Origin of the sequence: Nostoc sp. (assembly GCF_036918015.1) — a bacterium.
Taxonomy (GTDB): Bacteria; Cyanobacteriota; Cyanobacteriia; order Cyanobacteriales; family Nostocaceae; genus Nostoc.
The window spans coordinates 82,164-102,526 of sequence record NZ_JBALEO010000069.1; the positions used below are offsets into that span (position 1 = coordinate 82,164).

General features: G+C 39.4%; 11 protein-coding genes. All 11 read right to left on the reverse strand.

What is annotated here, in order from left to right:
* Positions 1 to 13: 13 nt before the first annotated feature.
* Complete coding sequence (locus V7K61_RS17635; RefSeq protein WP_335055078.1) at positions 14 to 1,084, reverse strand: HAD-IIIC family phosphatase; 1,071 nt, start codon at positions 1,082 to 1,084, stop codon at positions 14 to 16.
* 143 nt (positions 1,085 to 1,227) lie between these two features.
* The gene (locus V7K61_RS17640; RefSeq protein WP_335055080.1) at positions 1,228 to 2,184 is read right to left on the reverse strand and encodes a cupin-like domain-containing protein; all 957 of its coding nucleotides are present in this window, start codon (positions 2,182 to 2,184) and stop codon (positions 1,228 to 1,230) included.
* A 155-nt stretch (positions 2,185 to 2,339) separates the two neighbouring features.
* Positions 2,340 to 2,444 carry an acyl-CoA dehydrogenase family protein gene (locus V7K61_RS34145; protein ID WP_442936329.1) on the reverse strand — a complete coding sequence of 35 codons (105 nt, stop codon included), beginning with the start codon at positions 2,442 to 2,444 and terminating at the stop codon, positions 2,340 to 2,342.
* Between the two features lie 4 nt (positions 2,445 to 2,448).
* Positions 2,449 to 2,667 (reverse strand): acyl-CoA dehydrogenase family protein, encoded by a 219-nt coding sequence (locus tag V7K61_RS17645; RefSeq protein ID WP_335055310.1) that lies wholly within the window; start codon positions 2,665 to 2,667, stop codon positions 2,449 to 2,451.
* 26 nt (positions 2,668 to 2,693) lie between these two features.
* Positions 2,694 to 3,563, reverse strand: a complete 870-nt coding sequence (locus V7K61_RS17650) for a cupin-like domain-containing protein (protein ID WP_335055081.1) — start codon at positions 3,561 to 3,563, stop codon at positions 2,694 to 2,696.
* Between the two features lie 69 nt (positions 3,564 to 3,632).
* The gene (locus tag V7K61_RS17655; protein ID WP_335055083.1) at positions 3,633 to 4,808 is read right to left on the reverse strand and encodes an acyl-CoA dehydrogenase family protein; all 1,176 of its coding nucleotides are present in this window, start codon (positions 4,806 to 4,808) and stop codon (positions 3,633 to 3,635) included.
* Positions 4,809 to 4,847: 39 nt separating this feature from the next.
* Positions 4,848 to 5,096 (reverse strand): acyl carrier protein, encoded by a 249-nt coding sequence (locus tag V7K61_RS17660; protein ID WP_335055085.1) that lies wholly within the window; start codon positions 5,094 to 5,096, stop codon positions 4,848 to 4,850.
* Between the two features lie 19 nt (positions 5,097 to 5,115).
* Entirely contained in the window at positions 5,116 to 5,970 is an 855-nt protein-coding gene (locus V7K61_RS17665; RefSeq protein WP_335055087.1) for a 3-hydroxyacyl-CoA dehydrogenase family protein, read from the reverse strand.
* A 52-nt stretch (positions 5,971 to 6,022) separates the two neighbouring features.
* Entirely contained in the window at positions 6,023 to 7,429 is a 1,407-nt protein-coding gene (locus V7K61_RS17670) for an acyltransferase domain-containing protein (protein WP_335055089.1), read from the reverse strand.
* A gap of 300 nt (positions 7,430 to 7,729) precedes the next feature.
* The gene (locus V7K61_RS17675) at positions 7,730 to 13,663 is read right to left on the reverse strand and encodes a beta-ketoacyl synthase N-terminal-like domain-containing protein (protein WP_335055091.1); all 5,934 of its coding nucleotides are present in this window, start codon (positions 13,661 to 13,663) and stop codon (positions 7,730 to 7,732) included.
* Positions 13,656 to 20,354 carry a beta-ketoacyl synthase N-terminal-like domain-containing protein gene (locus tag V7K61_RS17680; protein WP_335055093.1) on the reverse strand — a complete coding sequence of 2,233 codons (6,699 nt, stop codon included), beginning with the start codon at positions 20,352 to 20,354 and terminating at the stop codon, positions 13,656 to 13,658. The genes V7K61_RS17675 and V7K61_RS17680 overlap by 8 nt, the downstream gene beginning before the upstream one ends.
* Between the last annotated feature and the right edge of the window lie 9 nt (positions 20,355 to 20,363).

Genomic DNA, 20,363 nt, shown 5'->3' on the forward strand with positions numbered 1-20,363 from the left:
CTAGCAATATTTTTTAATTTATAACTTTGACCTTCACATACTCAGGGATAGGCTGTATTCGCGTTAGGTCATTTTCTAAAATCAGCAAATCTCCATTTTTATCTATTTCCTGAAAACCTGAAAACTTATAAGATATGAACATCATGCGATTCCGATTATTTGAAATAAACTCGGCACGCAAACGGACATTACTATTTTTAGCCAATTTCATAATGTGATTTAGCATAATTGTGCCGACACCTCTAGACATAACGCGACAAGACATCAGCAAAAGTTTTAGAGTCCACACAACTTCTTCACATTCCAAAAGAACTAATCCAATTTTTCCATAATTCCCATATTTATCTTCTAAACTGCTAATCAATATTTTATGCTTATCAGATTGTCGAAACTGATTCAAATCGTCATACGAGTATGTATAACCAGTTGTATTTAATTGATTTGTTCTTATTGTTAATTCTTCGGCTCTTTGTAAATCATCTTCTTGAGCAGAAGAGATAGTAAAAGTCATATTGAGTGTGGCTAAGAATTCTTCTTGAGTTCCAATAAATTCTTTCTCGAAACTATTTCGTTCTATATCATTAAGATACATTAGCCTTCTTAATTTTGAATCCTCTGTAATAAACCGAGGATTCATAACTGGCATATCTACAATATACTCTATTTCATCAGCATTAATACAGAGGATTTGTGGACAGGAAAATTTTACTTCTTCTAGTTCAAATAACTGATCGTCAATAAAAGCGATCGCATCTATCCCAATATTAAGCAAATTAGCAATTTCTTTGAGAGAAGATGCTTTAGAGTTCCAGTTTATTTGTGGATATAAAAAATACTCTTTTAAACCAAATTCTTCTAGTTTGGCTATTGCTGTAGCAGGTTCATTCTTACTAGCTATAGATTGAAGTATACCACGACTATCTAAAGTGTGAATAATCTCTACTATATTTTCTCGCAGAAAAACTTTCTCATCTTCCAGCAAAACTCCCTGCCATAGAGTATTATCTAAATCCCAAACTACACACTTAATAACTTTTTGATCTTTCTCTTTAGTATTTACATCTTGTTCTTTAATGCTAATCATATATAAAACTCTTTCTGTTCGGTGTACTTATCTTTGGGCAGTCAGCTATTAGCTATCAGCTATGAGTTTTTACCTGATAGCTCGTAGCTAAATCAAAAGCTCAGTTTCTTTCCGTGCAAAGTGTATCTCAATGGTTTTTTTTGCTATTTAGGTTTTTCGTCTCTAGCGCCCTCTGTGAAACTACCCGGTAAGATAAAAGATTTTATCATAGCTATAGAAGACTGTAGAGCGTCTGGAGAAGAGATTGCATGATATAGATAATGAGGTGCGATGTTTAACAAAACTGATAAAATCTTTTGTTGCTTGAAATAATCTTGAATTGTAACATCGTAGAAAAATGATAATGATATATTCTCATCTACTGCTGTTACATAATGCCACCAAAAAGGTGGTATGTAGAGCATTTCTCCCGGTTGAATTAAAACTTCTATTCTTTCCTGGTAAGGAAACTTCGGAAATGATTCCAAATTAGGGAGATTCGGATCTACCCTACTATAAGCTGCTAAACCACGACTATCATCAAGAGGTGGATAAAAGGACAAATAATTTGAAGGAGGATATAAAAGTATTTTTTTTCTGCCTCTAATTTGAACAAAAATATTATGAACTGCGTCAAAATGAAGGGCACTAGTTGAAGAAAAGTTTTTACTTGAAAAACCATGCCAGTAGTTAACTAATGGCTTCCTATTTAAGTATTCTGGATAAATTACGTCTCCAATAATTTCTGGAAAAGAATCTTCAAAAAATGCACTAGGTAAATAACATCCTACTAAATCAGGATCATTCTTATTTTCATTAACTCTCTCTTCTATCTCCTTTACATATTCTTTGTATTTAATTATTTTTCGATCTTCAATATAAGCACCAACATAAGAAAACATCTTGTAATCATCAAAAAAATCTTTTTTAAAATTTTGTATATCAACCAGATTATTTCCACACTGTTTTATCAAATAATCATTAGACCACTTACTACAAGCATCCCAATGTTTAGCAACATCTTCAATTAAAAAAGGCTGATATTGCTTCCAAAGCTCTAAAAATTCTTTCTCATTAGGATTTTTAATCCTCAAAATTGAGTCACTATTTTTAACTTTCATAAACAATCTCCAAGAATCTACTTATTTTTATTTTGTGAATTTAATTATCTCTATTTGTGGATCAAGAATATTATTTGAAAATCAGATTTTTTTAAGCCAATAGGAATATTTAAAAAAAGATAATCCTGATAACCTGATTCGGCGATAGTAATTTCTTAAATTTGAACTCTACCTTTGATGATTTCCATAATTTTAGAGTCTCGTAAATACCTTTCAACTGGGTACTCACTACTACAACCATCGCCACCATGAATTTGCACAGTATTATTTGCTATTTTGGTAGACGACTGTGGATGCAAAGTACTTCCCAATAAAAGTCTCCATAATCGATTTTGGGTCGTTAATGACTTTGAAATAACCAGCTTGATAACATAATAGTTTTGCTGCTTTCACTTTAGTTATCATCTGAATAATCATTTGGCGGATTAATTGATGTTTTTTAATATAAACACCAAACTGTTTTCGCTCATTTGTATACTTGATACAAGCTTATTTCCAATTACTTGTGATTACCAAAGAGATTGAAATAATAACTTAAGCATACTCAGTGAAGAGATTGAATGACGTGCATAATGAGGCAATATATCCAAAATCGTAGAAAAAAATCTCTTTTGTCTGAAAAAATCTTTTATTTTAACATCATACCAAAATGACAATGATATGTTTTCATCTATTCCTGTAACGTGATGCCACCAAAGAGGTGGGATATAAAGCATTTCCCCAGGTTGAAGTATAACTTCAATTTGGTCTTGCCAAGGAAATCTTGGAAATAATTCTAAATTGGGGGTAATAGGATTTACCTTACTATAATTTGCATAAGTACCACTCTCTCCAAGGGGTGGATAGAATGATAAATAATTTGAAGGAGAAAACAGAAGTATTCTTTTTCTGCCTCGAATTTGAGTAAAAAGATTATGTGCTTGATCAAAGTGAAGAGTGGTAGTTTTCCCAAGGGAACCAAACCAGAAGAAAATGAATGGTTTTATACCAAAGTAGTCTGGATAATTTATATCACTAGTTAGTTCAGGCAAATACTTTTCAAAATCTAACTCACTCATATAATATTTTAAATCAATTTCTTTTTTATTTTCGCTAATTATATCTACATAGTCTTTTAACTTCATCTCCTCCTTGTTATTGTAAGTTTTGTGTAATACATAGTTAGAGTTATCTAAATATTTCTTTGTAAAAAATGATACAGGAATAATCTTGTCCCCACATTCTTTTAATAGATAATCATTAGACCAATTTTTACAGCCATTCCAATATTCAGCAACACCTTCAATTAAAAAAGGCTGATATTCCTTCCAAAGCTCTACAAATTCTTTTTTACTAGGATTTTTAATCCTCAAAATTGAGTTACTATTTTTAACTTTCATAAACAATCTCCAAGAATCTACTTGTCCGTGAAGTCTAATTGTTTTTATTTGCTGATAAAAAATATTATTTTAAAGCAATATTTTTTCTAAGCTAGTAGGAACAGTTGAGAAAAAATAATCCTGATAACCTGATTCGGCGATAGTAATTTCTTGAATTTGAGTACTACCTTCAATAATTTCCATGATTTTAGAATCTCGTAAATATCTTTCAACTGGGTACTCATTACTACAACCATTGCCACCATGAATTTGCACGGCATCATTTGCTATTTTGGTAGCCACTGTCGATGCAAAGTACTTCGCAATAGAAGTCTCCATAATTGAGTTGGGGTCGTTAATATCTTTGAGATAACCAGCCTGATAACATAACAGTCTTGCTGCTTTGACGTTAGTTATCATCTGAGTAATCATTTGGCGGATTAATTGATGTTCTTTGAGATAAACGCCAAACTGTTTTCGTTCATTTGTATACTTGATACAAGCTTCTAAACAAGCTTGAGCAATACCTACGCAACCCGATGCTACACTATATCTACCATAATCAAGTGCAGAAGATGCAATGTAGGAAAATCCAAATCCTAATTTACCTACTAAATTTTCTGAAGAAATATGACAGTTATTAAACAGCAATTCTGCTGACATTGAAGCCCTAACACCTAAAAGACCAGACATTGGTTTGACAGAAAGTCCTGGGCTATTTTTTTCAACTAAAAAAGCTGTGGGTTTACCCTCGCATTTAGCAAAGACCAAAAATACATCTGCTATTTGTCCATAGGTAATCCATTTTTTTTGCCCATTCAAGACATAAGTATCACCTGCAAGTGTTGCTGTTGTTTCTACACTTTTGGCATCGCTACCTACATGAGGTTCACTTAATGCGAAAGCAGCTATGATTTCTCCAGATGCAAATTTGGGCAGCCAATATTCTTTTTGAGACTTATTACCCCATTTACACAAAGCATAAGCAACCATGTTGTGAACTGTGAGCAAACTCCGTACAGAAGAACATCCCCGTCCAATTTCCTCGTTGAGAATACCATAAGTAATCATGTCCATTCCTTTACCACCATATTCCTGGGGTAATATGGCACCGAGAAAACCATGTTCGGTGATTTTCTTAATTAGTTCTGGTGGAGTAAATTCTTTTCTATCCCATTCCCCAGCACTAGGATATATTTCCTCATTAACAAAAGCTCTAAATTTAGCTTGAGCATTTTTTTGTTGGGCAGATAGTTCTAGTTTCATAATATCATTTATGCCACCTAAAATGGCAACGTATGTTTCTTACTGCACGAGAATAGCAGTTTTACGTTCAATTAAATTGACGATAGAGTTGATTGTGCGAAAATTTTCAAGCTCTAAATCCTCGTTCTCAATGGTAATCTGAAACTCTTGCTCTACAAACAAAACAAGTTGCATGGCAAACATAGAATTGACAAAACCGAGCGCAAAAATATCTTCATCTGGCTGTAAATCATGATTGCCGAAAAATTTGGAAAGGAAATTTTTGATTTTAGCTTTAATTTCGTTCATTTGTCTTGATTATTCCTATTTACTGATATGCGTAAAATCCTTTACCACTTTTTCTACCATGTAACCCGGCATTTACCATTTTTTTGAGTAAGGGGCATGGTCTATACTTACTATCGTTAAAGCTTTCATATAAAACTTCGATAGAAAATAGAATGGTGTCTAAACCAATCAAATCTGCTGTTTCTAAAGGCCCCATTTTGTGACCAAAACAACTTTTAAAGATTTTGTCTATATCTTCTGCTGTAGAAACTTGGTCTTGCAATAGAAAAACAGCTTCGTTAATAGTTAACATCAACACTCGGTTAGAAACAAAACCAGGTGAATCATTAACAATGATACATTCTTTACCCATCTGAGCTAGCATTTTTTTTGCTATCTCAATTGTTATATCAGAGGTATGATATCCACGAATCATCTCCACCATCGGCTTCATTGGTACAGGATTCATAAAGTGGATACCAACAACTTTATCAGCACGCTTAGTAGCTGAAGCAATCTGGGTAATGGGAATTGCTGATGTGTTAGCCGCGAATACGCAATTTTCTGGACAGATAGAATCTAGTAGAGGATATACCTCTTTTTTAATATCCCACTTTTCTGTGACATTTTCTACTACAAAATCTGTATTTTCTAAAAGTTTATAGTTGGTAGAAAATTCTATTTTATTGAGTATACTATCTGGGGTTTCTGTATTATCACTTTTTTTGAAAAAACCCTGAAATCGGATATTATTCCTGATTTCGTGTTTAGCCTTATCTAGGGTATTTTCTGAAATATCTACCAAGATAACTTGATGACCTGTTTGAGCTAGGTTTTGTGCGACACCTATTCCCATTACCCCTGCACCAACAACACCTACTGTTTGAATATTCATAACTTCAACTCATCTCCGTTTGGATATTATTGTATTTAAGTTAGTTTTTGCATTAAAAGAGAGAGGCCGATAAAGAAATAGGATGACGATGCTCATCAACATAAAATTTTTCCCAATCTATTTGCACTCCTGTTAACCAAAGCCTACCCAGTGTTTTAAGTAAGAATGCTAAGTCTGATTTATTATCGTAAGAATATCTAAGAGAAGGTAAGATAATTTGACTAACTGCTGGATTATTTTCTATACATTGCAGTGCAAAGCTACCTAGAGTCTGTCCAGGGCCTATTTCTAACAAAATAGGATATTGTTGTTTCCACAACTCCTGCATACCCTGAGCAAACAACACAGGTTGACAAAGATGCTTAACCCAATAATCGGGATTTGTCGCTTCTGCTGCTGTTATCCAAGTTCCTGTAACGTTAGATATATAGGGAATTTTTGGTGCTTGGAGGTTAAATGTTTTTACCAACTCACGTAAGTCAGAGTTAGCACCCTCCATCATCTGAGAGTGAAAAGCATGAGACGTTTCCAGACGGCGACAAGCTAAACCTTTTTGTGTTAACTGTTGTTCTAAAACTTCTATAGCATTGGTTTCACCTGCGATTACACTCATGTGTGGCCCATTGACCGCAGATAGTGAGAGTTTATCATTGAGTCGGGGAGATATCTCTGTTTGCGAAAGTGGAACTGCAAGCATTGCTCCACCTGGCAACTTTTGAATTATCTGCGCTCTTGCAGCAATTAGTGTTAAACCCTCTTCTAAAGATAAAACCCCTGCTAAAGTCGCTGCTACATATTCACCAATGCTATAGCCAATCATTGCCGCCGGACGAATTCCCCAAGATATCAATAGCTGTGCTAGGGCATATTCAATTACAAAAATGGCTGGTTGAGCCAGGTGAGTTTGATTGAGTAAAGATTTAGCAGCTTCCATCTTTGCGTCTGCTGGTGTCTGGCTGCGACCTAACATTTTTCGCAAATCTAGACCGGGAGAATTTTCTTTGAAAGACTGTTGGTCTTGTTGAGAAGCTCTGTTTGGATATATTATATCTTGTAAATCTTTACCAACAAAGGGTTTGAGAAATTCACAACAGTAGTCAACTGATGCGCGAAATACGGGTTCAACTTGGTAAAGTTCCCAAGCCATGTTGACGTAATGAGTACCAAGTCCAGGAAACATAAAGGCTACAGGACGTTCTTCTGTTTCTTGGATGTTGGTAAGTACTCGCCTTGGATCTTGAAGTGCAACTAGAGCATCTTCTATATCTTGACAAACAACCGTCCGCCGATGCTTAAAAGCCTGTTGTTCGCGTTGCAATGTATGAGCAACATCCACAAGGTTAAAGTCACGATGCTGTCTCAAGTAATCTGCAAGGTTGACAGTAGCAGTTTTTAGTTCTGAGTCGGTCTTTGCAGAAATTACTAATAACTGCCAAGGGCGAGAAGGGCTAGTAAGCATTGTTTACAAACTCCAAAATGGCTACTTAACATTCAATACGGTTCGGTTAAGGTTTTTTGATGAAAATTCTAGATCACCAAAGATGCGATAAATCGCCGTCAAGACGAAAGACTGATTATTGTAGAGACGGCGATTCATCGCGTCTCTTGTCTTAACCGAACAGTATTGACTTAACATTAGTGAGAGTTATTTTTTGATGTTCTCATCGATTTATCCTATAGTGACTAAGACGGTCAGAGAGACGCGATAAATCGCTGTCTCTACAGGGAATTTATCCGTCAATTAGTTCTTGACAGACTACTAGTTTGAAAATTGCACATCAAGAGTTTTTTTGATATCCCCACTTGTTTCATTTCCAGATAATTGTTCTAACTCTTCTATGAGAATTTCTTCAATCACCAAAGCTAATTCATCGATGGTGGGGGCTTCAAAAAGAGAACGAACAGGTAGTTCTATTTGAAAGTTTTTGCGAAGTTGAGAAATGAGTACAGTTCCCGTTAGGGAGTCTCCCCCTAGTGCAAAAAAGCTGTCATGAATACCTACTGGTTCAATACCTAGTAACTCTTGAAAAACTTCAACTAATTTTTGTTCTACATCATTACTAGGAGCAACATAAATATTTTTTAAGTTCGGTCTAGAGTGACGAGAAGATAAATTAACTGTTTGGGCAGTAGTTTTTTGTTGTAAAGGCTTTAATCTAATCCATTGGTCAATTCTAGATTGTAAATTACCAGTTGAGACAACTATTTGATGATATTGACTCCACAAAAGAATCTGTTCAAGGGCATTAATACCTTCTAAAGGTTCGATGGCGAATTCAGCTAAACTTGTACCAGTAGTTATTTGTGAATTTCCTCCTCCAAATCGCCAGGCATCCCAATTAATACTCATCCAAGGAACAGGATTTGTCTGATTATGCTGGTAAGCAAAAGCGTCCATTAAAAGACTTGTTGCTGAATAGGTAACAGAGCCTAATCCTCCTAAAACTGAGGTTAATGAAGACATTAATAGACAAAAATCAAGCTTTTGGGACTGTAAAACCTTTTCTAATACTAAAAGTCCTTGTTTCTTTGCTTGAAGTTGCTGTTCGCACTGCGTTGGGTTTATCTCTGTAATAGCACTAAATGAATTCTCTAGAGCTATCTTGGTTGTATGAAACACTCCGTTTAGTTGACCAAACTGCTCTTGGGCTTGAGCGATCGCACTTTGCATTTGTGCTAAATTTACTACATCAACGCCCCTGATTAAGACTTCTGCGCCTAGATTTTCTAGTTCCTGCACTTTGAGAATCTTACCACTGATGTTATCTTGCCGATCGTGAGTTTTCAGCCACTCTAGCCAATCCTGACGGTTGGGAAAACCTTCAGCCTCTAAAAGCAGCAGTTTTGCCTGTACTGTCTTTGCTAAATGTTCGGCTACTACAAGTCCTATTTCTTCGAGTCCACCAGTAATTAAGTAGACTCCTTTTTCTCTTAACCTGGGTGTATCCGGGACGTTTGCATCTAATTGGACAGACTCAAAGGTTTGCACCCAACGTTCCAAACCACGGTAAGCAATAACTGAGTCAGAAGAATTGCCTTGAAGTTCTGTCAGTAGTTGTTCTACAAATTTCTCTTCTTGCCAACTTTCTGATAAGGGAATAATAACATCAATACTACGACATTTAATATTTGAATATTCTTGTGGGATGACTTTAACAAGTCCAAGTAGGGTTGCTTTTTCTGGGCAGAGATTTTCAACTCCAGTTACAGCTTGCATATTATTGGAGATAACTGCAATCTGTAACTCATCAGTGAAATTCTGTTTTCCTAGCGCCTGTGCTAAAAATAACAAACTCTGGAATCCTTGTGTTTGGGCTGTATCAAAGTCTGCACATTCTGACTGTGTTACACTCCACAGATGAATAATTCTTTTTGGTATTAAATCTTGGGCGCGAAGTTCTTTGAGTAGGGTATTGTAATCATCTTGTTGTTGAGGCGCTATTGTATATGCACACTTGCCCAGGTACTTCTCTGAAGATTCGCTTTTGCTACCAAATTGCTCCCCAATTTTGATGGTAATTACATCATGACCTTCAAGTTCGAGGCGCTTGACGATTTGAGCGCCTAACCCATAATCATCAACAAAGACTAACCAACGTTCGGCTTGTTTCACCTGACTGTTTGACTGTGGTGGTAGCGAACGTTTCCATGAAGGGATGTAGAACCAGTCAGCAATGTTGGACTTTTTGCCAAATGAAACTTCTTCTTGTTCATGAAGTAATGCTGTAAATGCTGCTGGTGCTTTGGGCGTTGTTTGGGTAGTAGCTTGAGCGACAATTATGTGGTCTGTAAAAGGTGCGAATTCTGAGAAAGCTTTTACCTGTACAAAACCATGAGATTTGAGTTCTTGTTGCCACTGCTCTTTGGATAAAAAGGGATTGCACATATTGCGATGACCTCCGGTCGGTCGGAGACCATCGCTTTCTGGATTCTCTATCGGATTCATCAATAGTGCGTCAATGAACTCAAATTCCAACCTGGGTTGAGTTGTTTCCCAAAAGAGAAGCAAACCTCCAGGAGCGAGTAAAGAGCGAATGCGGTCGAGAGTTTCTCCAATATTTCGAGTAACGTGCAGCACCTGGAAAGCTACAATTACATCAAAGCTGTGGTTTGAGTATCCTTGTTCTTGTAGCGATCGCTCAAGGTCTAGCAATTGGTATTCAACAAATGGATAATCGCTAAATTTCTTCTTAGCTGCATTCAGGAAAAAACCTCCCACATCAGTGAAGGTATAATTTGTTTTCTCTGATGGCAATATAGGTAATAACTCTGCGGTACCAGTACCAGTTCCAGCACCAAGTTCCAGAATTCTGAGATTAACTTGAGATGGCAATGATTTTAACACCTGTTCTAAGCATACCCGCATGATTGAGTTGTAGTACTTATTTTCAGGCGATTCTTGGACTGAAAATTCTCCTGATTTTAATAAGGTAGAAACATGGAACTCCAATGGTTCTTTTTTACCAGTCAGCAGAGATACCATATTTTCGCCATATAGTTGCAGCAAATCTATTTGTTGCGGTGTGTCTGCCCATTTGGCTCTGACTTCTACCAAAAGCTCATTAACAAAGTCTATTGATATTGGTAAAAAGTTAGTAAATAGCCCTTGTTCTTCATGTAACTGACCCTGTTCGACCAATATTTCTAACCATCGACTGAACAATTCTCTATAGGTAGGAATAATCTGACATTGGTCAAATAATTCTTCCAAAGAATACTTTTTAGTAGGATTGCTAAAAGCTCCTAAATGTGCTGTTGTAAGATTAATATAAGCAATACATAAACGATCTAAACACTCTCTTTTCGCTTGAGAAATTTGCTCGTCAAATTCCGCAGACCCTGCACTAGCTTGGATTTGACCAGCTTCTACCAAAGATTTCCAAAGTTCTGATGCTGTTAACTGGGGCTGGAAATTTGTTTGTGCAGCTAATAATTTTTGCGGTTCAATCCAATATTTTTGTCGCTCAAAGGGATATGTTGGCAAGGGAAGGCGATATCGGCGCTCATCGGCATAAAATCCCGACCAATCTATCTTGATTCTCTCAAGCCATAGTTGTCCTAATGTGTTGAGGATAAAAGCAACGTCAGACTGCCGCTCATAAGCATAGCGCAGCGAAGATAATATTACTTTGTTATCATCAGAAACATTATCTAAACATTGCATAGCTAAACTACTTAAGGTCTGTCCTGGACCTACCTCTAATAAAATGGGACTATGTTGTGTCCACAACTGATGTATTCCATCAGCAAAGCGCACGGGTTGGCATAGATGCTGTGTCCAGTAGCTGGGATTTGTGGCTTGCTCTGGTGTAATCCAAGTTCCGGTGACGTTAGATATATAAGGAATTTGCGGTGGTTTGAGACTGATATTTTTAACCAGTTCGGTGAAAGAGTCAGCGATCGCTTCCATCATGTAAGAATGAAAAGCATGAGAAGTCTGCAATTGCCGACAGGCTAATCCCTTAGCACTCAACTTTCCTGCCAATTCCTCTACAGCCTGTGTAGTTCCAGCAAGTACACATTGAAATGAGCCATTGACTGCTGATAATGAAAGGTTTTCATTCAACAAAGGTTGCACTTCTTCCTCTGTCAAAGGAACCGCCAGCATTGCGCCCCCTGGCAACTCTTGAATCATTTGCGCTCTTTTGGCAACAAGAGTAATCGCATCTTCTAGAGACAATACCCCGGCTATTGTTGCGGCCACATATTCACCAATGCTGTAACCAATCATTGCTACTGGACGAATGCCCCAGGACATCCATAATTGAGCTAAAGCATACTCAATGGCAAACAATGCTGGCTGAGTGAGGTATGTCTGATTTAATTTTTGGGCGGCGGGATCTGGTGATTGGCGATCGCGTCCAAGCATTTGGCGTAAATCTATACCCGATTTTTCTTGTGTTGCTTCTTGCTTGGCACAGGAAGTAGGATAAATAACTTCTTTGAGATTTAGACCTAACAGAGGTTGAAACAACGAGCAACAGCGATCGAGGTGTTCGCGGAAAGTTGTTTCAGCTTGGTATAATTCATAACCCATATTGACATAATGGGTTCCCAAACCAGTAAACATAAAGACTACTGGGCGCTGATTTGTTTCCTGAGTGCTAGTGAGAACTCGTTTGGGATTTTGGAGGGCTGCGATCGCATCTTGAGTATCTTGACAAACAACTGTCCGCCGATGGCTGAAACCATGTCGCCCGACTTGCAATGTATAAGCCACATCTGCAAGATTAAGTTCTGGATGCTGTTGCAGGTGATTAACCAAATTTCTAGTTGCTGTCTCTAAAGCAGAGTCAGTTTTTGCAGAAACTACCAGCAATTGATACTTTCTCCCCTGCTCCCCTGCTCCCCTGCCCCCCTGCTCCCCTGCCCCTCTGCTCCCCTGCTCCCCTCCAGGGGCTTCTTCTAAAACAACATGAGCATTAGTTCCACCGATGCCAAAAGAACTAACCCCAGCCCGGCGAGGAGTTCCATTTGTTTTCCATTCATGAAGCTGAGTATTGATGTAAAAGGGGCTGTTAGCGAAGTCAATCTCAGGATTGGGTTCTTCAAAGTGCAGGGTGGGCGGAATTATCTTGTGTTTGAGCGCCAGGACTGTTTTGATCAAGCCCGTTACGCCAGATGCTGAACTCAGGTGGCTGACATTAGTCTTGACTGAACCAATAGCGCAGAAGTTTTTTTTGCTAGTTCCGGCACTAAACACCTTGTTAAGCGCCCTAAATTCAATTGGATCGCCTAGAGGTGTACCAGTTCCGTGGGTTTCAATGTAGGTGATTGTTTCAGAATCAAAGTTAGCGATCGCCTGAGCCTCAGCAATCACTTCTGCTTGGCCTGTGACACTGGGTGCTGTGTAACTCACCTTCTCGGAACCATCGTTATTGATAGCTGAACCTTTGATAACCGCATAAATGCAGTCCCCATCAGCTACAGCATCTTCCAATCTTTTCAGCACGACAATACCCGCTCCTTTACCGAAAGGGCTACCCTGTGCTTTCGCATCAAAAGCCCGACAGTGACCATCAGGAGAGGCCATACCACCTTCTTGATAGAAATAACCTTGTTTTTGTGGAATTTGTATCGCAATACCACCAGCCAGTGCCATATCACACTGATAACTTAGCAATCCTCGACACGCCAAGTGAACTGCTACTAATGACGTAGAGCAGGCCGTACCGACGCTAATACTTGGCCCTTTTAGATTTAATTTATAAGAAACTCGTGTGGATATAAAGTCTTTATCATTAGCAATTGTAATTTGTGACTCCAGCGCTTTAATGAGTTCAGGGTGTGAAGCCAGATTGTTAAGCAAATAGGTACTTAAGTTACCCCCTGCATAAACACCAATTAGATTTTTGTCTGTTTTCGGGTCATAACCAGAATTTTCCAGCGCTTCCCAAGCACACTCCAAAAAAAGACGTTGTTGCGGGTCCATGATTTCAGCTTCTCTAGGCGAAAAGCCAAAGAATGGAGCGTCAAACATCTCAATGTCTTGTAACACAGCCCCCGCTTTGACGTACTGAGGGTCATTCAACGAAGCTGGATCTACGCCTGAAGCGACTAACTCGTTATCAGTAAAGAATGAAATTGATTCCACACCGTTACACAGATTCTGCCACAATTGATCGACATTTTTGGCTCCTGGAAAACGACCACTCATGCCAACTATGGCTACACCTTTCAACTGGTTACTCACGTATTCTCCTCCTTTGCTTCATTAGTTGCATTTCTTCTTCCATAACCTCCTGTTGCCTCTTAGCACGGTTATATGCTTGCCCAAAGGCAGGTTGCTGGGCCTGTTTTCGACTTAAATATTCTGCTAAGGCACTTATGGTCGGATATTCAAACAAGTCAGCCGTTGCGATATCACTATTAAATACTTGTTGCAGTTGGCTGCGAACTTGGACTATTAGAAGGGAATTGCCACCGATTTCAAAGAAGTTGTCTTGTATTCCCACCAAATCTTTCCCAAGAAGTTCTTTCCAGATGACAGCAAGCTTTTGCTCAATCTCATTTCTGGGAGCAATATAGGCACTACTGAGCGCAGGTTGTGATTGTGTCGGTTTAGAGAGATTATACTTTTGTGAGGCTTCTTGGAAAGGTTCTGAGTTAAAACCATTATCCGGCTCAACTCGATTTAAGAAATCACGGGTTGATACTAGAACCTGGGTAAGTGTACTTCCGAGAATGCGGTCAAATGCCTCTACACTTTCTTTTGGTAATAACCCTTCCTTGAGAATAGCAGGTTTGTCCTGTATACCAGAACCAACTGTGGAAAAAACAGTAGACGGAGAACCTAACCGGGCGGAAGAAGCTACAGTTTCTTTTTTTTCTTGACTAACTTCGCCTTCTGAAGCCACCAGCGCTTTCAAAGCTTCCTGATTCTGCCAAGATACCACAATCTTACCGATATGTTTGGCTTTAGCCATGTATTCAAAGGCGGGAGCTACTTCTGTAATTGGAAATATCTGATGCGGTAGGGAATTAAAATTACCATCTTTAAAGTGTTGCACTACTTCGTGCCACGTAGAAATAAAGTCAGGGAGATCATTTCCTACATCTGTAGCAAAGAACGATAAGCATTTCTCAAAAGGTCGTAGACCTAATTGGCTATTGTTGAGGATATCCCGTTTGCCGAGTTCTAGAAAGCGTCCATAGGGTGCTAAAAGTGAAAGGCTTTTAGTCATGAATTCTCCTGATAGGGAATTCAAAACTACGTCTACACCCTTGCCATCAGTATATTTCATCACTTCATCGGCAAAAGCCAAAGACCTGGAATCCATAACATATTCAATACCCAAAGAATGTAGAAATGCTCGTTTTTCCGGGTTGCCTGCTGTGGCGAAGATTTTGGCTCCCGCCCACTGGGCTATTTGCACAGCAGCCATCCCAACACCACCGGCAGCAGCATGGATAAGAACACGCTCACCCTGACGAAGCCTAGCTAATTTTATCAAGGCATAGTAAGCCGTAATAAAGGCAACGGGAATTGTTGCTGCCTCTTCTAAACTAAGATGTTCTGGTTTGAGTGCCACCAAAGAAGCAGAAGTTGTTGTGAATTGGTTAAAGCAAGAATCGCCAAAGGCCATCACTTCATCTCCTACCTCAAAACCCTTAACTCCTTCTCCCAGAGCAACTATTTTTCCAGAACACTCTCTACCGAAGTTGATACGAACATTGGGTGGAACAGGAAGCAGCCCCAACGCTATAAGCACTTCCTTAAAGTTGAGGCTAGCCGCGCAGACTTCGATTTCTACCTCACCCAGACCTGGTTTTTGGCGAGTGCTAGGTCGGAAAGTCAGGGTATTTAAGATGCCAGGGGAAGCAATCTCCAAAGAGAAGTTTTCGCTTGCAGAAACGGAAGAAATTTTTCGAGGTTTACCGTTAGACTCTTCAGCAGTATTTGTACCAATATCTACTTTCCTCATGATGAATTCTTCAATCTCAACCAGTTCGTTTCCCTGGTCGTCCATGATCGTGATGTTAAATTTTAAAGTTCTTTCTCTGAACTGATTATTTTCTATATATCTGATGTGGCTATATACTTTGCTTGGCAAAGATTTTTTTATTTTCAGACTTTTATAGGAAAACGGTAAGTAAACACCTTCGTTTTCAACACTTAGAAAACCCGTGGCATTATCCAATAAAGCAGGATGCAACTTATATGAATTAATATCAGTGGCAAATACTTCGGGCAGTTCTAGAACAATCAACCCCCGATCTGTTCCTAATTTTGCCTGTTTCAAGTTGTTCCATCTAGCACCAAACTCTACAAATCCTGTTTTAAGTTTATTCTCTCCTTCTGGAATAATTATTTCCTTTTGATTACATCTTTCCTCAATTTCTCTGAGTTCTTGTTTTGGTGATGATTCTGATTTTATACAGGCTATTTCGCCCTTGGCATGATCGATCCATTGCTTTGACCCTGAGTTTGATTGGCTTATGACCAAAAATTCAAAGCCCTCTCCTTTCTTCTTCAGGACTGTACGAACTTCTTTTTCTTCATCATCTTCTATTACCAAGGGGGTTAAGAAAAATACTTCTCTAATCTCAATGGTTCCGTTCTTCGCATGATTTTCAAAAGCGGCTAAAGCCATTTCCAAGTAAGCTGTTCCCGGAAGTGTCGCCTTACCCATAGCCCTATGCTCATCTAAAACCCAGTGTTTGATGACGCTAAATTTGCTGATGTATATCTCTTGCTCTTTCCCTTCAACTATACATTGATCGAATAAAGGGTGAGACACTTCTTTTAATTTAGATTGGGAAATATCCAAGATTGGTGTTGATTGCTTAATCACCTCTTTCTGCCAGGAATCCCAGTTAATCGATACGGTAAATGTGCCATCTCGATTAGTTTTATGACGAGCAAAAGCGTCAAGAAAAGCATTAGCAGCAACATTATCTACTTGCCCAAATTTACTTGTAATGGAAGTGATTGATGAACATAAAACAAAGAAATCTAGTGGAACATCCTTGAGAATTTTATTGAGAATTAATGTGCCTTTTACTTTAGATACCAGAATACTTTCTGCCATTTCTGGCGTTTTTTGCAAAATCACGCCGCTAGCAGAAACCTCGGCTGCGTGGATCGCGCCATTGATCTGGCCAAATCGCTCTTGGGCGAATGCGATCGCTTGTTGCATCTGCTCAAAATTGCTCACATCGGCGCTGACTACCAAAACTTCTGCACCTAGTTGTTTAAGTTTCTGGATTTCCCGAATCTTGAGGCTTGTGTTATCTTGCTCATCGTGAGTAGCTAGCCATTGTTCCCATTCCTCTGGTAAAGGAAAAGCTAAACCTCCCGTCAGGATCAGCTTGGCTTGTACAGTCTGTGCTAAATGTTGGGCTATGACAAGACCAATACCTTCTAATCCACCTGTAATGAGATAAACGCTTCCTTCTTTTAACCTTGATATTCCTTGGCCAGCTTTCTCCAATCGAATTGGCTCAAAAGTTTGTACCCAACGATGATTTCCACGGTAAGCAATAACCTTCTCAGAATTTAGGGCTTGTAGTTCGCAGAGCAACTGCTCCAAAAGTTTCGGCTCACTCTTAACTCCCAATTGGGGAATAACAACATCAATACTACGACAGATAATGTTTGAGTATTCTTCTGCAATCACCCTAACGAGTCCGAGTAAAGTCGCCTTCTCTGGACACTGCAACTCTTCTCCGACAACTTCCTGCATATCGTTGGAGACAACCGCGATTTGACATTCATCAGTATGGTGTTTACTAAGTGCCTGGGCTAAAAACAGCAGACTGTAAAATCCATTTTCCTGAATTTTGTCAACTTCCTCAAATCTTAATTCTGCGTCACTGTGCGGTGTAATACTCCATAAATGAACAATGGTTTTTGGGCGTTTATTTTGTGCTAGAAGTTCATTGAACAAGGCATCATAGTCATCACGTTGTCGAGGATTAAGGATATATGCGCGATCGCTCAACTTTGTAAACGCTGACCCAATCTTCACGGTAATCACATCTTGACCCTCAAGTTCGAGTCGTTTTATCAACTCAGAACCTAAACCGCACTCATCGATAAATACAAGAGTGCAAGACAAAACCGACTTTTGACTTAGTTGAGGGGCAACCAGCAGAGAGCGTTTCCAAGATGGGACATAAAACCAGTCGGCTATGTCCAGCTTTTTGCCTAGTAGAGAGGTTGCAGGCAATTTATTTTCACCAGTCTTGAGAGCGTTTACCTGTATTTTGGGTTCAATCCAGTAACGCTGACGCTCAAAAGGATAAGTAGGTAAAGGTATACGATGACGGCGCTCATGGATATAGAATCCTAACCAATCTACTTGTACTCCAGCCAGCCATAGCTGACCCAATGTATTTAACAAGAATCCTACATCCGACTGACTTTCTTGTGCATAGCCCAAGGAAGTTAATACAATTTGCTGGGCTTCTTTATCAGAATGACGACGGGCGAATGCACTCAAAGTCTGCCCAGGGCCAACCTCTAGCAAAATGCGCTCTGGTTCTTTCAACAATTCTTGCATACTCTGAGCAAGGCGAACTGTTTGCCGCAGATGCTTCACCCAATAGTTTGGATCTGTCACCTCCGCTTCTGTAATCCAAGCTCCAGTAACATTGGATACAAAAGGAATTTTGGGAGGATTCAGTTTGATTTTTTTAACTTCCTCTGTGAATGGCTCTAAGATGACATCCATCATCACAGAATGAAAGGCATGGGAGGTATGCAGACGCATACACTCGACACCTTGGGAAGCTAGCTGCTTCTGTAATACCTCCACAGCATCTATGAAACCTGAAACTATGCAAAGAGATGATTCCTTAATCTCAGCTAGAGATAGTGTTTTGCCTAGCAGGGGTTGAACTTCTTTTTCTGAAAGTGGAATGGCAAGCATTGCACCTTCAGGCACTTGCTGCATGAGTTGTCCCCGCGCAGCTACTAGAGTTAAAGCATCTTCTAATGAAAATACTCCTGCCAAACACGCAGCGACATATTCCCCAAGGCTTTCACCAATCAAAGCCTGGGGATGTATTCCCCACTCCATCCACAACTTTGCTAGGGCGTACTCGATAACAAAGAGCGCTGGTTGAGCAATTGCAGTCTGTTTCAGTTGTTGCGCGGCTTCTTGAGTCCTTTCTGTGTTGGGGTAGAGTATATGTCGCAGATCAAGCCCTAGATGTGGTTGGAGAAACTCTGAGCAGATATCTACCTGCTTCCGAAAAGTTGGCTCTGTCTGGTAGAGATCCAGCGCCATATTTACAGACTGTACTCCTTGCCCTGGAAACATAAACACGACGGGAGGATCTAGGCGATCTTGGTAGACCTGAAAAACCCGTTTCGGATCTTGTGTTTCTAAAGTAGCGATCACATCATTAATATCATGGCAGATTACCATCCGCCGATGGTTGAAAGCCCTGCGACCAACCTGAAGTGTGTAAGCAACATTAGCTAGGTTAACATTTGAATGCTGCTTTAAGTACGCAGTTAAATTCGTAGTCGCAATTTCAAGCGCAGAGATGGTTTTAGCCGAGAGTACCAACAATTGCCAGGGTCTGGATTCTTCCGAATATTTGATCGGCGGAGCTTCTTCGAGAATGACAAAGGCATTGGTTCCACCATAACCCGACGAATTGACCCCAGTCAGACGGGGTGTGCGATGTGCCTTCCATTCAGAAACCTTGGTATTGACGTAGAAGGGGCTGTTATTAAAATCGATTTGGGGATTGGCTTCTTCAAAGTGCAGACTAGGTGGGAGCAGCTTGTGTTTGAGCGCTAAGGTAGTCTTGATGAGACTTGTTACACCGGCTGCGGCATCTAGATGTCCGATATTGGTTTTCACTGAACCGATCGCACAGAAACCCTTCTTTTGAGTAGTAGTGTGAAAAGCTTTTTTGAGTGCAGTGATTTCAATGAGATCACCCATAGCTGTTCCGGTTCCATGAGTTTCTATATAGGTTATATCCTCGGCATCTACTCCAGCATTTCTCAGGGTTTCTACAATTACCTCCGCCTGACCTTCTACACTAGGGGCAGTGAAATTTACTTTCAAAGAGCCATCGTTATTGACTGCTGAACCTTTGATGACTGCATGAATGCAATCTCCATCAGCAACAGCATCCTCTAATCTCTTTAATACGACAATTCCAGCCCCACTACCAAAAACAGTTCCCTGTGCTTTAGCATCAAAGGCTCGACAGTGCCCATCGGGAGACAACATTCCTCCCTGTTGATATAAATAGCCAGCTTTTTGTGGAACTTTAATTGAAACACCACCAGCCAAAGCCATATCACATTCTTCATTCAACAAACTTTGGCAGGCCAAGTGAACTGCAACCAATGATGTAGAACAGAAGGTTTGGATAGTAATACTAGGCCCTTTAAGATTTAATTTGTAAGAGACACTTGTGGTTAGGAAAGCTTGACCACTGCCATGTAGAGGTTGTAAAGCTCCATCTACAGGATTTATAGTATCGCGGTTTGGATAAAGGTTTTCTAATAGATAGGTGTTCATATTTGCCCCAGCGTAAACCCCAATCAAACCCTTATAGGTTTCAGGATCGTAGCCAGCGTTTTCAATTGCTTCCCAAGCACACTCTAAAAAGAGACGATATTGGGGGTCTATAACTTCAGCTTCTTTAGGTTCAAAACCAAAAAATGACGCGTCAAACTCCTCTACGTTTTCCAGTATTGATCCGGCTTTAACATAATTAGGATTATTTAACAACGCAGGATCGATATTTGAAGATACTAAATCACTCTCAGAAAGAAATGAAATTGATTCTACGCCGTCCTGCAAATTTTGCCAAAACCGATCAATATTTTTTGCACCTGGAAACTGACCTGCCATACCCACTATAGCTATATCTAAACCCGCTAAATTAGAAAATGTTTCATCGATTTTCATTAGTACCTC